We start from the raw sequence: 13,625 nt of genomic DNA, 5'->3' as shown, positions 1-13,625 counted from the left end.
TATAAACACTCCTAATCTTCAATGTTTAAATCCCTCTTAAGATCTGCAATGGCCTCATCGGGGGAAGTTCCCGGTGGATAAACTCTATTAAAACCCATCTTCAAGAATTTTTCTTTAACAGGTTCCCATTCTTGCTTACCAACTACTAAGTTTCCACCGGCATATAGAATAATATCTCCTATACCTGCCTCTTGACATTTCTCCCTAAGTCCACGGCAATCTATTTCTCCATGGCCATATAATGAAGATACTAATATGGCAACAGCTCCTGTTTCAATAGCTGCTTGGATAAATTCCTCCTGTGATGCTAAAACTCCAATATTAACTACATTAAAACCAGCTTGAGTAAATGCATACTCAATTATCCTGTTACCCACGGCATGAACATCTGCCCCAATAACTCCTGTGACAATAGTTTTATTGCCCATTTCTTAGCCTCCCTTTTAATCTAAAAGAACTCTATAAGCTTTTATTTCTTTATTTAACCATTTTGAAGCAACTTCATTAAAACCAGTTGTCCTTCCACTGACAAAAAATCTGTGAATTGGTAATTTATCCCTTTTCACTAACATTTCCTTTTCTTCAAGGATTTCTTTTGCTAATTGTGCTGTAGCCTCAGCTGAGTTTACTAAGGTTACTTCAGGGCCCATAACTTCACCTATCAAATCTGCCATAATTGGATAATGGGTACAACCTAAAATCAGTGTATCAACTCCTTCATCTTTTAATGGCTGGAGATAACTTTCCGCTACCCTTTTTGCTTCTTTAGTATGAATAAGATTATTCTCCACTAAAAGTACAAACAAAGGGCAAGCCTGACTGTAAACCTCAATACTTCCATCTAATCCTTTAATTGCCTTTTCATATGCTCCGCTTTTTACGGTACCTTCAGTACCAATCACCCCCACTTTTTTATTTTTTGTCATGGAAACAGCCATTTCGGCCCCTGGTTCTATAACACCAATTACTGGTATTTCTAGCTTATTTTTATAATACTCTAATCCCACAGCAGTAGCAGTATTACAAGCAGTTATCACCATTTTTATATCTTGAGTCTGTAAAAAATCAATTATCTGTAAAACAAATTCCTTAACTTCTTCTGGTTTTCTAGGACCATAAGGCATTCGGGCAGTATCTCCAAAATAAACCATTCTCTCGTCTGGTAATAATTTTGCCAGTTCTTTAAATACCGTAAGCCCTCCAACCCCTGAATCTATTAGACCTATTGAATATATTTTATTATCCAAGAATTTTTCACCTCTACATTTTATCTCTTTATCTATCTAAAATAACAAAGTCCATTTTGGACCATTGGACTATTCCAATCCTATATTTAGCTTATTCTACATTTAAGATAAAATTCCTGCTACCATTAATATTTTTTTTATAATTATTTTGCTCTATTTCCATATCTTTATGTTCACTTCAACAATTTACTAAAAAGGCAAGATTTATCGATTATATTCAATAAATCTTGCTCAAAAACTATTTTCCTTTATTTTGTTGTCTATAATAACCACCTAAAGTTTTTTTAGCATCCATAATAGCGGTAAATGCTTTTGTATCTAGCTCCCCTACTAAATCTAAAATTTTTGTTAATTCTTTACGGGGAGCATATACCGTTAAAATGTGCTTTAACCCAGCTTTACCCATTCCTTCAAGAACTGTTACTCCATAACCATTATCCCGTAATTTATCAATTATTTCAAAATCATGTTCACTAGGTATTACTTGTACCGCAATGTAACCTAAAGCTAATTTTTCTTCTATATACATACCTACATAGTTACCAGTAGCAAAACCTAATGCATAAACTAATAAGTTCAAAGGTTTATCCAAACTGTTAACTACTCTACCTAATACCACAATATAAATAATTACTTCAAAGAAACCTATTAGAGCTACTTGAAGTCTTTTCCCCTTTACAATTAGTAACATCCTCATCGTAGCCATCGAGACATCTATTACCCTAGAAAAAAAGATAAAGGCCAATTCTAAAAATAACATTTTAACACTACTCTCCCTTAAATTAAGTTATACTAATATTTTTCCATTTCCCATTATTAAATCTAATATACATCATAGTTCCCCTAACACCTAAGTCAACTGCCATAGCAATCCAAGCCCCAATTAATCCTAAATTAAATCCTAAAACTAAAATATATGCTAAAGATAATCGAACCACCCACATCCCAATAATAGCAAATAAAAGGGGCCATACTGTATCCCCTGCTCCCCTTAAAGCACCGGAAAGGACCATTGCTGAAGCAAAGAATGGTTGAGAAAAAGCGACAATTTTCAAAGCAGAAGAACCGTAGGCAATTACTTCATGATCATTAGAAAAAATCCTCAATAAATAATGGGGAAAAAAGAAAAAGACAACACCCATAAAAGTCATTACAATAGCTGCGATTTTCAAGGTTTCCATCCCACATTTATGGGCATCATCGGGTTTATTCGCCCCTAGACCTTGACCAACTAATGTGGTAGCTGCCATAGAAAAACCAAATCCTGGCATATAAGATATTGATTCCGCTACTATGGCAAGGTGGTGGGCAGCTAAGATCGTTGTCCCTAACTTAGCTACTACTCTGGTAAAAAGTATCTGACCACTACTCATAACAACCCTTTCCATAGCTGCAGGGGCTCCGATTTTTAAAATTTTACCTAACATATCCCTATCAAGAAACCACTTTTCTTTTTTTAGTTTAACAGTAAGTTTACCAAAGAAAAGAATATAAAGTACTATTATTCCTGCTAACCCTCTGGAAAAGGCTGTAGAGACTGCAGCACCTATTACTCCAAGATCTGCACCCCAAATAGTAATTACAGTATTGCCAATAATTAATTCCCTGGTAGGAAATATTAAAAAAAAGTTACCTATAATATTAACTATATTTGCCAAGACATTTATTCTCATAGGTGTTTTAGTGTCTCCAGCACCTCTTAATACACCAGTAGCTATAAAAGAAATAAAATGTAAAATAAATGTCGTCCCTAGAATTTTTAAATACATAGCAGCATAGGGTAAAACTTCTGGCTCTGCTCCCATAAATTTAGGTACATACTGACCAAAGGCTAAAGTTAAAATCATAATAACCGTGCTCATAATAGCACCTAAAATTAGGGATTGCTTTGCGGCATTATTAGCTTCAACTAATTGATTTGCCCCTATATATCTAGCTACAAGGGCAGTAGCACCTACACTTACCCCTGTAAATATTCCTGTAATAAACCACATAGGAGATGTGTTTAGAGAGACGGCTGAGATAGCCACAGCACCTAACTGACCAACCATGGCAGTATCCACAAATTGCACTAAAGTACTCATAAACATTTCCAAAATGGCCGGCCAAGCTAGATTCAATACCCTTTTTCTCCGTTTAACTTCTACTCCTCCCCTTGCTAGTTCCACAATTAGACCTTCTTTCTTAAAAGTAATGTTTTTACAACTTATGGGTATATTCGTCTTTCATTAAATCATATATCTTAGAAAGGGAACTTACTAACTTTTCTTGATCTTCTATATTTACCTTGGTGAGTAATTCATCAAGATATCTCTTTCTACTTTCTAAAACTTCTAAAATCATTTGCTGTCCTTTTTCTGTCATATGAAGCCTTACTACTCTTCTATCTTTTTCATCCCTTACCCTTTCCACTAATCCATTTCTCTCCATCCGATCTATAAGATCTGTAGCAGTACTACTAGCTAAGTACATTCTATTTCCTAGCTCACCTATGGTCATATCACCATATTCATATAACAATAAAAGGGCATTAAACTGTGGTGGAGTAATATCAAAATTACTTAAGATATCCCTACCTCTACATTTTATTACAAAACTAACCTTCCTTATAAGGGTCTCAATTTCTTCCACATATTGGGAATATTTTTTATCTTCCATAATACACCTCCAACTATTTCGAATAACTAACTACTGTTAGAATATCAATAAACCACTATATTAGTCAATATTATATTGAACTTTTACTTATAATAAAATAAACTGACAAAATTTAACATTATTTTAAAAATTTTTATTAATAAAAAAAGGATATTTTTACCTATATGTAGAATATAAAATAGGGCTAGCTTTAACTTAGTTTAGATGAGTAAGGAGTGGGGGTATGGTTGATTTAAAAAATAAAAATAATCTATTAGACAATTGCTTAGTTTATGAAAATCTGAATTTTTATTTCAGTGCAGATAAACCTATTTCTAATCAATCACTTGAAGGATTACTTAACAAAAATAGTAATCTAATTCAACTTGTTAAATTTATATATAATAGCTTACTAGATATGACACCTCAAGATGTTGTAGTACTTATAGCCGATAAGAAGGGAATTGTCTTAGAAATATTACAACATGGAGACGGTGTTAATTTTTTAAATATTCAAAAAGGTATGCCGTTAACTATGGGGCAGAATAATCCTATTGCAATAACATTAAAAGAAAGAAAAACCACCGTCTGTAAAGGAATTGTTTGTGAAGGAAAAATCGATCTCAATTGGACTATTATTACTTTATTGGTAAATCCCATAGACCCCTACGGACTTATATCTATTGTTCTACCTACTAGCCTTTACTCTACTACTTTAGTTAATTTATTAAATTTGCTATGTAATTTTATCTCATTATCAATTTTCAAAAGTGAAGATATAGCCCAAACCCAACTCTATTATCAACAGATGTTCAGCAGTTTAGCCCATGAAGTCAAAAATATCCTGACAACCATTAGGGGTTTTATTCAATTATTAGGCAAAGATGAAAAAAATCCAGTTAAAATTGGTTATTCAAATTTTATTTTAAAAGAATTAGATAGAGCCCATGAAACATTAAAAAACTCTATTTTTTATACTGCTCCTAAAGAACAAAGGGTTAACCTTTGTAAAATTGATGACATCATTTTTGAGATCATTTCTAACCTTAATGATTTAATAATCCGTTATAACATCAATTTAAATCTTCAAATAACTAATGATCTCCCTAGTATTACCGGAGATAAAACGCAATTTAGGCAAGTATTTTTAAATATAATTCAAAATGCCATTGAAGCAATGACGAATGGTGGCACCCTTACTATTAAATGTTATGTAAATAATCAACAAATTTATACAATTATTGAAGATACCGGATCAGGTATCCCGACAAATATTAAGAACAAAATATTCCAACCATTTTTCACCACAAAATATGGCGGGACTGGTTTAGGCCTATCTGTAGTTAAACAAATTGTTGAACAATATAAAGGACAAATCTTCGTCAAATCCCATAAAAATAAAGGCACATCCTTTACTATTATTTTACCAATTTAGATGCATATTTATAGGGCAGTCATTAGACTGCCCTCAGACTGAAGACAAACTATAGACAAAGTCATCATCAACTGTGGTAATTAAACAAGGATACGATTAAGTTGAGGAGATAGATTTAAGAGCTGATTAGATAAAAGGAAGAAGGGGTGAGGAACAGGACGTTCCGAAAGCTCTATTGAGCCATGGACGGCGAATTAGAGCGGTACCCTTCTTCCTTTTAGATAGAAGCCTTAAATCTCGACGCAGAACTTTGTTAAAATGTTTAATTACCACAGCCTTTAAAAAAGACTTTGTCTATAAACTGAGGGCAGTCATTAGACTGCCCTAACTTTTATTGATGGTATAATAGCCTGTTTTAGTTCTTTTAAACCTTTCATCTTGTGTTAATGCATTATAAATTGTCTGATGTTTAGTATAGTGAGTGCTATTTACTATTTTACAAATTTCCTTATAATAAAGGGGTTTGTTGTATCTAGTTAAAATATCGTAAATATAATCAGATATGTGTTTATATTCTTTGATCCCCCATTCCACTAGCCCATATGTTCCTCTACCTACCCTAGCAAAAATTTGTTTATGGTTTGCTAAAATAGCCCTTGCATATTGTACTGTAATGTTACTTTCACCTTTTTTGTTTATCCTTTCTAAAATTACATTATAATGTAATGGTTTTCCTTCTTCCCTTAAAACATTAATAATACTTTGTACTTTAGTTCCTTCTTTTACTTCTAAAGTATAATTACCCATCGGATTTAAAGCGAGATTTTGTGCTGAAGCTAAACAAGCTGGAATAAAGTTTTCTAGTACTCCCTTTACATATTCTTGTCTACTTTTAATTGAAAAATATAAAGGCCGTTGTTTTAACTCTTTTAATAAATCCTTTTCATCTAAAGGACCTTTTTGCAGGATTTGAACTCCTTCCTCAATAACTTTTTGATAATGTTCTATAGGCAATACGGTCATACCCCAAACATTATATGTGAGATTTTCAAACATAGGGTCAATATCCAATAACATTTCACTTAAGGCATTATTGTCGATACTTGGGTCTTTATAATAAGTGTTGAATTCTTTTTGAAAAATTTCCTGTAAAAAAACTCCTCCTTGAAGCAGACCAAAGGTATGGAACCACATTAGAATTATGGAATTTTCAAAATAAATATTACTTAGTATTTTGCCTTTAATCTTTTTAACAATTTGTTGGATTCTAGCTCTGGTTAAACCATATTGATCTCCTATTTCTTGTAAAGTTAATCTATCTCCCATAAAACCATAGTATTTTTGTATTATTTCCTTTTCTCTAGAAGAAAGGCCTTTAAATATATTTTCCGTCCAAGTTTTAGAATCTTTAGCTACTATTTTTTCCCTTATAAAATCCAAAGCCACCGGTAGTTGATTATATGTCAATATTTTTTCACAATATGCTGCTCCCGCCGTTTGTTCCATCAACTTGTTATTGTATTTATAAAGGCGATCAAAAATTCTACCTTTATAATTTAAAAATAACTCCCCTTCATCTAATCTTAATAATTCTTTAATATTATTTACTCCCTTTTTTTTCAAAATAAGGACTAACTCCTCAATTGGTAAGAAATCTATAGGATAGTTAATTATAATATTTCCTAATGTCGTCATCATCCCTTGATCTGAAACCTCTACACCCCAATAAACATTCTGCCAGCTCTTTGCGTAAGGATATTGTTCTTTAAATTCCTTTATCTTAACAACTACTTCTTCTAATGATTTGCCACCAAGATTCTTTATTTCTAAAAGTTTAGGTATTGAAGTATTAATTAACCTTTCTACTGTGCTAATCCCTTCTCCTAATAGACAATTTTCTGCCCTAGATGAAAAAGATAATTTAGTAATACTGGTTTTTTTGTTATATTTTTCTACTACAGATATTTCAGTAAAAATTAAATTTTTAATTTCCTTTAGAGTTGCTTTTCCACAATTAGAAGCCTTTGCTAGAATTTCTTCATCTGTTTCATAGAGTTGTCCAAAGGTAGTAATATTTAATTCTTTTAAGACTTTGCGGGCCCTAGCAGATAATTGCATTTCCTCTACCCTTTTATTTGCCAAGTGTGGTGGTAGTTGTTTCTTGTTCAAAGGAAGTCCCCCCTGCCCTTTCCAAAATTTTTCTGATTTTTTTAACTCAATAATATATTCTATAAAAAAAGTAAATATCCTTTTTTGATATTTAATTTTTATGTAAAATTTTTTTAAAATTAAATAAAAAAACATATTAAACATTATCATTTAGATATCTGTTTAATATGCCTAATTTATTTTTCGACTGTTTTGCTATTTTTTTCTATAATTACTTTAGCATTACGGGATAAAACTCCCTTACCCCGCCAACTAAAAGCAGTATTTCCATATTTACTTTTAAAAGATTTGTTAGATAACTCAAGTAATTCCCGTAATTTTATCCAACCAAGGGAAGCATATGAAGGACTATGTTTTTTCAGTACTTCCATATTTTTAGGACAAACCAATTGACATGTATCACATCCATATATTCTTTTATTCATCTTTTCTCTAATCTCTAAAGATAATTCGCCCTTTTGTACCAGTACATTGGCAAGACATTTGGAATAATCGATAAACCCGTCTTCCTTTATAGCATTTGTAGGACAGCTTTGTATACATAGATTACAATGACCACAATCTAAGTTGTTCATTACAGAATCTGGTGCTAATTCTAAATCTGTTAAAATATGTCCTAACCAAACAAAAGAACCCATTTCTTTAGTAATTAAACTAGAATTTTTTCCTACAAAACCTATCCCCGCCCTTTTGGCAATTTCCCTATCAGATAGATGTCCTGTATCAACAAAGCTCATAAATTGATATCTTCCCTTTGTTTCTCGATCAATAAATTGAACTAATTCCTCCATTTTATCTTTGACTAAAATATGATAATCCAACCCCCATGCGCTTGGGGAAATGTAACCTTCATCCTCTGCTGGTGGATGTAATAAAGATAATTTAACATTGTTAACATATGGAAAGGCAACAGCTATAATTGTTTTACAATTCTCCATTATTAACTTTGGATCAGTTCTTAAATTTATATCTTCTGAAACAAAGGGAGGGTAATTATTTATCTTTTTAAGTTTTTCTAAAACAAATTTATATTCCTCAAAAGGTAAAGAATGGGTAAAGCCTACTTGGCTGAATCCTAATTCCTTTCCTTTTTCCCTAATTTTTTCTTTAAGCATTTTACCCACCTTTTCCATCAATTTCTTATCTACTATTTATAATAACAACATTTTACTTTGTTCACAACCCTGACAATTATTACAATCCAACAGTTCTTTAATATGGCACCAAGACCTTCTACAGTATATAATTTTAATTTCTTCCTTTTTTACACTTTTTTTTAAATTGAACATTAAATTATGATTTATGTAATCAGTAAAAACTATAACGGTATCATATTTATTAACAAAGCTTAAAGAGTTATTATTGTATTTTCTACCAGATATATGTTTTATTGTAGTATATCCAATTTTTTTTAGATTTTCAGGTATTTTACCTAACCTATCTCCACCAATTAATAAAACTGACATTTTATCCCTCCTAATTGAAAATGATTTTTATTTTCAATTATAAATTATTAATTTATTTTTGTCAAATTAAAAGCAAGTTTATCAGTTTTCACCAATAAACTTGCTTTTATTTGTGTGTTAATCATTTAATTCTTTCCGTTCCCCTGTAACCATATAAATTAACCATTCTCCCAAGTTGGTAGCATGGTCACCTATTCTTTCTAGGTAGCTACTGACAAAAAGAAGTTGAGTTCCTTGAGAAATGTTTTTAGGATCTTCCATCATATAGGTTAATAGTTCTCTAAAAATTTGGTTGTGTAAACTATCTACTTCATCATCATCTTTGCATACTTCTAAGGCAAGGTCTATATTTTCTTGCACAAAGGCATCTAATGCTTTTTTAACCATAAGTTGTACCTTTTCTGCCATCCTAGGAATATCTACCAATGGTTTGATTAAAGGTTCACTCCCTAATCTTATGGCTACCTTAGCTATGTCATGGGCATGGTCAGCTATCCTTTCTAAATCAGTAATTATTTTTAGTCCAGTAGCTATTTTCCTTAAATCTTTAGCCATAGGTTGCTGCATTGCAATTAACTTTAAACATTTATCTTCTATCTTTAGTTCCATTTCATCAATTATTAGTTCTTGTTCTATGACTTCATTTGCCAATTGTAAATCTTGATTTTTTAAAGCTGTAACTGATTTTTGAATACTTTGTTCCACTAAATCACCCATTATTAACAAATCTGTTACTAAATTATTCAAATTATCGTGAAAACTTTGTCTTGGTCCCATTTTAAATCCTCCTTTATCTTAACCGAATCTACCGGTTATATAATCTTCTGTTTTAGAGTTTTTAGGTTTAGTAAAGATTTGGGCTGTATCTCCATACTCTATTATATGACCATTTAAGAAAAAAGCGGTTTTTTGCGAGATCCTCGCTGCCTGTTGCATATTATGGGTAACAATAATAATTGTATACTTTTCCTTAAGTCCTATAATCAAATCTTCTATCCTAGCAGTAGCTATAGGGTCTAATGCTGAACAAGGTTCATCCATTAAAAGGACATCTGGTTCCACTGCTAAAGCTCTGGCGATACATAGCCTTTGCTGTTGACCTCCTGATAGGGAAAAAGCAGAGGTATTTAACTTATCCTTTACTTCATCCCATAATGCCGCTGCCCTTAAACTCTTTTCTACAATTTCATCTAATTTCTTTTTATCCCTAATTCCGTGAATTTTGGGACCAAAGGCAATATTTTCATAGATAGATTTAGGGAAAGGATTTGGTTTTTGAAATACCATACCAACATGTTGCCTTAATGTTACAACATTTGTTTTTTCATCGTAAATATTTTGCCCTCTATAACTTATTTCACCTAAAACTTTAGAGTTAGAAATAGTATCAATCATCCTGTTTAAGGTTTTTAAGAAAGTCGATTTACCACAACCAGATGGTCCAATTATTGCTGTAACTTCATTTTCTTCTATATCTATATCAACACCTTTTATTATCTGATCTTTACCATAATATATTTCAAGGTTACGGGCACTATATACAGTTTGTTTTGTCATTTTTTTCTCCTCCTTTTACCATTTTTTAGTCTTACGATAATATATTCTTAAGCCAATAGCTGTTGTATTTAACAATAATACCAACGTTAATAAGACCAATGCTGTACCATAAGCCAAATGTCTGACTTCTAAAATCTTAGAATGCTGTGTTGATAAAATAAATAAATGATAAGGTAGTGCCATAAACTGATCTGTTACACTTTTAGGCAAAATCGGTAAAAAGTAAGCAGCTCCTGTTAAAATAATTGGTGCCGTTTCTCCAGCGGCGCGACCTAATCCTAAAATAGCTCCTGTTGCCATCCCTGGTATTGCAGCAGGTAATACTTGATACCTTATAGCTTGCCATTTGGTAGCTCCTAAAGCCATTGCTCCATCTCTAAAACTTTGAGGTACTGCCTTTAATGCTTCTTCCGCTGTTGTAACTATTACTGGGTAAGTCATCAGTGATAAAGTAAGGGCTGAAGCCAACAGTGAGTGCCCTAACTTTAAACCTGCTACAAACAAACCTAAACCAAATAAACCATAGACAATAGAAGGAATACCCGCCATATTTCTAATACAAAGTTTTATAATTCGATTTAATTTTCCTTGACTAGAAAACTCATTTAAATAAATGGCAGCACCTACTCCTAATGGAACTGCTATTACTAAAGTTAATATTGAAACATATAAAGTTCCTACAATAGCTGGCATTATACCACCTTGGGTCATTCCTGACCTAGGGATTTGAGTAATAAAAGTCCAGTTTATTGCGGAGTAACCCTTTGAAACTATATTATAGACCATAAATAAAAGGACAAATACGGAAGTGATAGCAAATAAATTCAAAACAGTATAGCCAATAAATTCACTTACTTTAAAGTTTTGGAATCTTTGTTTCATTAGATATCCCTCCTCTGCCCTTTATTCAAAACTAAATCAGCAACCAAATTAACTACAAAGGTTATCACAAATAACATCGCTCCCAAAACAAACAAAGAATGATAATGCAAACTTCCCCAAGGAACATCGGAGGCATCAATGGCTATACCTGCTGTTAATGTCCTAATAGAAGTTAAATAGTTTGGTAATTGAATACCAAATTTTTCTTTTAAAGGTATTGCTAATGAGTTTCCAGTAGCCATTAAAACTGTCATAGTCTCCCCAACAGCTCTACCGAAACCTAACATCACTGCAGCAATAATACCCGATTTAGCTGCAGGTAAAGTTACCCTTATCATTGTCTGCCACTTTGTAGCACCTAAAGCTAAGGCAGCATCCCTGTAATCTTTGGGGACAGAATTCAAAGAATCTTCTGATATACTAACTATAGTGGGAAGGGCCATAATTCCCAACATTATCGCACCAGTAAGGGCAGTAATACCATTACTAAGATTAAAAAGATTTGCTATTTTAGGTGCAACTACAACTAAAGCTACAAAGCCAAAAACTACTGAAGGAATTCCAGCTAAAACCTCCAATGATGGTTTTACTATTTCCCTAATTTTATTGGGGGCAACTTCAGATAAATAAAGGGCTGTTCCTATTCCCCAAGGTACTGCAATCAATAAAGAAGCAGTGGACACCATAGTAGTACCAAAGATCATAGGTAAAGCTCCATAGCCAGGGTTTGGTGAAGTAGGCATCCACCTTTTCCCCGTTAAATATTCCACTAATCCTACCTGCTGTATTGCCGGTAAACTCATTTTTACTAAAAAACCAAAAACAAAAGATACTGTTAATACAGCAAATAATCCACTCACTGTAAGACCACCTATAATTACCTTTTCAGACCAACGTTGAGTTCTACTTCCTTCTGTTATTTTCCATTTCTTGTTGGCTTTTACTAACTCAGCCATCCCTTCACAACTCCTTTATTTTCGTAATATATAGTCTTGCTATTAAAATACTAACTTATCTTTGTTAGAATTAAATAAACCTTATGTTAAGTTAATGTTAATTTTTTATACCTAATGAAAAACAGAAAAAATCTTCCTTTGGAGTTCAAAGGAAGATTTTTGAGAAAGTTACTTTATACCTAGTTTTTCAAAGGTTTTTCTGTTTTGCTCTTTATATGCTGGGGTGATTGCATAAAAACCTACTTCGTATAGAACCTTTTCCCCTTCTTCAGATAATACAAATTTTAAATAATCAAGGACAACACCTTCAGGTTTACCATTGATATAGAAGTATAGAGGCCTTGCAATTGGATAAATACCATTATCGATGTTTTCTTGTTTTAATGGGGTGATATATGGACCTGCCTCAGTTCTAGCTACGTTAATAGCTTTTACACCTTCTTTTACATATCCTACCCCAAAGTAACCAATACCATTTTCATCGGATGATACAGCTTCATAGATAGCTGAAGAACCAGGCATAAACATTGTATCTGGAGCCCAATCTTCCTCGTGAAGCACTGTTTGCCAGAAGTACACATATGTTCCGGAATTACTTTGACGGGAATAAAGGGTTATTTCTCCACCTTCTTCCCACCCTAATTCAGACCAGTGGGTAATCTTACCAGTAAAAATATCTTTAAGTTGTGCCATTGTTAAATCAGAAACTGGATTTTTAGCATTTACTACTACTGCCAAACCATCTTGACCTACAATAAATTCACTAATTTGTACATTATTAGCTTTAGCATTTTCTATTTCTGTTTCTGTCATTGGTCTTGAAGATTGGGCTATATGGGTGTTGTCATTTTGAATTGCTGCAATACCTGTACCTGAACCACCACCGGTAACTGAAATAGTTACCTCTGGATTTTTAGCCATAAATGCTTCTGCCCAATGTTGACCTAAGTTTACCATAGTATCTGAACCTTTAACTTCAATATACTTTTCGGCGTTACCTCCACATCCTACTAATGAAAAGGTAACTAATAAAATAGTAATTACTGAAATAAAACCTTTTTTGAACATTCAATGTTCCTCCTTTGTTTGATGTTATCTTTATAATAAAACATCATTGTTAGGAGAAAATGATGGTTTTGTTAAGATAATGTAAAAAAAGCGCCATTCGGCGCGCTTAAATTCATTTATATTTTATAGTGCTCTCCATGAACTCCTATATAATCTTTGGGATACATTTCTGCTCCACAACTCTCACAGCTAAATCTAGGTGGTATTGATGTATCTCCATCATCCATCATATCAAAGTATTCCACTACTTCCTTGGGAACTTTTTCTA

Annotated in this window: 14 protein-coding genes; 1 reads left to right on the top strand and 13 read right to left on the bottom strand. The window is 32.6% G+C overall.

The features are described from left to right. Positions 1 to 11 precede the first annotated feature (11 nt). The 5 genes from glmS to BMX60_RS06525 all read right to left on the bottom strand — a co-directional run bounded on the left by glmS (position 12) and on the right by BMX60_RS06525 (position 3,905). The gene (gene glmS, locus BMX60_RS06545; RefSeq protein ID WP_091350537.1) at positions 12 to 428 is read right to left on the bottom strand and encodes a methylaspartate mutase subunit S; all 417 of its coding nucleotides are present in this window, start codon (positions 426 to 428) and stop codon (positions 12 to 14) included. A 15-nt stretch (positions 429 to 443) separates the two neighbouring features. Next, positions 444 to 1,247, bottom strand: a complete 804-nt coding sequence (murI, locus tag BMX60_RS06540) for a glutamate racemase (protein WP_207648407.1) — start codon at positions 1,245 to 1,247, stop codon at positions 444 to 446. 238 nt (positions 1,248 to 1,485) lie between these two features. Beyond that, positions 1,486 to 2,007, bottom strand: a complete 522-nt coding sequence (locus BMX60_RS06535; protein ID WP_091350535.1) for a DUF2179 domain-containing protein — start codon at positions 2,005 to 2,007, stop codon at positions 1,486 to 1,488. A gap of 22 nt (positions 2,008 to 2,029) precedes the next feature. After that, a complete protein-coding gene (locus BMX60_RS06530) occupies positions 2,030 to 3,415 on the bottom strand; it encodes an MATE family efflux transporter (RefSeq protein ID WP_091350534.1) in 1,386 nt (461 codons plus the stop codon). A 31-nt stretch (positions 3,416 to 3,446) separates the two neighbouring features. Next, entirely contained in the window at positions 3,447 to 3,905 is a 459-nt protein-coding gene (locus tag BMX60_RS06525; RefSeq protein ID WP_091350532.1) for a MarR family winged helix-turn-helix transcriptional regulator, read from the bottom strand. Positions 3,906 to 4,128: 223 nt separating this feature from the next. On the opposite strand from BMX60_RS06525, the gene BMX60_RS06520 reads away from it, so the two are divergent. Beyond that, entirely contained in the window at positions 4,129 to 5,319 is a 1,191-nt protein-coding gene (locus BMX60_RS06520) for a two-component system sensor histidine kinase NtrB (RefSeq protein ID WP_091350531.1), read from the top strand. Between the two features lie 324 nt (positions 5,320 to 5,643). Here BMX60_RS06520 and BMX60_RS06515 read toward each other — a convergent pair whose 3' ends face one another. The 8 genes from BMX60_RS06515 to BMX60_RS06480 all read right to left on the bottom strand — a co-directional run bounded on the left by BMX60_RS06515 (position 5,644) and on the right by BMX60_RS06480 (position 13,357). Further along, the gene (locus BMX60_RS06515; protein WP_177159725.1) at positions 5,644 to 7,428 is read right to left on the bottom strand and encodes a DNA-directed RNA polymerase subunit alpha C-terminal domain-containing protein; all 1,785 of its coding nucleotides are present in this window, start codon (positions 7,426 to 7,428) and stop codon (positions 5,644 to 5,646) included. Positions 7,429 to 7,604: 176 nt separating this feature from the next. Then, entirely contained in the window at positions 7,605 to 8,543 is a 939-nt protein-coding gene (queG, locus tag BMX60_RS06510) for a tRNA epoxyqueuosine(34) reductase QueG (RefSeq protein WP_177159724.1), read from the bottom strand. A 36-nt stretch (positions 8,544 to 8,579) separates the two neighbouring features. Next, complete coding sequence (locus BMX60_RS06505; RefSeq protein ID WP_091350526.1) at positions 8,580 to 8,894, bottom strand: DUF2325 domain-containing protein; 315 nt, start codon at positions 8,892 to 8,894, stop codon at positions 8,580 to 8,582. Positions 8,895 to 9,011: 117 nt separating this feature from the next. Then, on the bottom strand, positions 9,012 to 9,671 hold the full coding sequence (gene phoU, locus BMX60_RS06500; RefSeq protein WP_091350525.1) for a phosphate signaling complex protein PhoU: 660 nt from the start codon (positions 9,669 to 9,671) through the stop codon (positions 9,012 to 9,014). 18 nt (positions 9,672 to 9,689) lie between these two features. Then, complete coding sequence (gene pstB, locus BMX60_RS06495; protein WP_091350523.1) at positions 9,690 to 10,451, bottom strand: phosphate ABC transporter ATP-binding protein PstB; 762 nt, start codon at positions 10,449 to 10,451, stop codon at positions 9,690 to 9,692. A 15-nt stretch (positions 10,452 to 10,466) separates the two neighbouring features. Further along, positions 10,467 to 11,333: a phosphate ABC transporter permease PstA gene (pstA, locus tag BMX60_RS06490; RefSeq protein WP_091350522.1), complete on the bottom strand. Its 867-nt coding sequence runs from the start codon at positions 11,331 to 11,333 to the stop codon at positions 10,467 to 10,469. Further along, complete coding sequence (gene pstC, locus BMX60_RS06485; RefSeq protein WP_091350521.1) at positions 11,333 to 12,289, bottom strand: phosphate ABC transporter permease subunit PstC; 957 nt, start codon at positions 12,287 to 12,289, stop codon at positions 11,333 to 11,335. Before pstC ends, pstA begins: the two co-directional genes overlap by 1 nt. Before the next feature lie 168 nt (positions 12,290 to 12,457). Next, complete coding sequence (locus BMX60_RS06480; RefSeq protein ID WP_091350519.1) at positions 12,458 to 13,357, bottom strand: PstS family phosphate ABC transporter substrate-binding protein; 900 nt, start codon at positions 13,355 to 13,357, stop codon at positions 12,458 to 12,460. Positions 13,358 to 13,625: the final 268 nt, after the last annotated feature.

Source organism: Anaerobranca gottschalkii DSM 13577, assembly GCF_900111575.1.
Classification (GTDB): domain Bacteria; phylum Bacillota; class Proteinivoracia; order Proteinivoracales; family Proteinivoracaceae; genus Anaerobranca; species Anaerobranca gottschalkii.
Note: the sequence above shows the minus strand (reverse complement) of the source record. Positions and strands in the feature narration are given on the sequence as shown.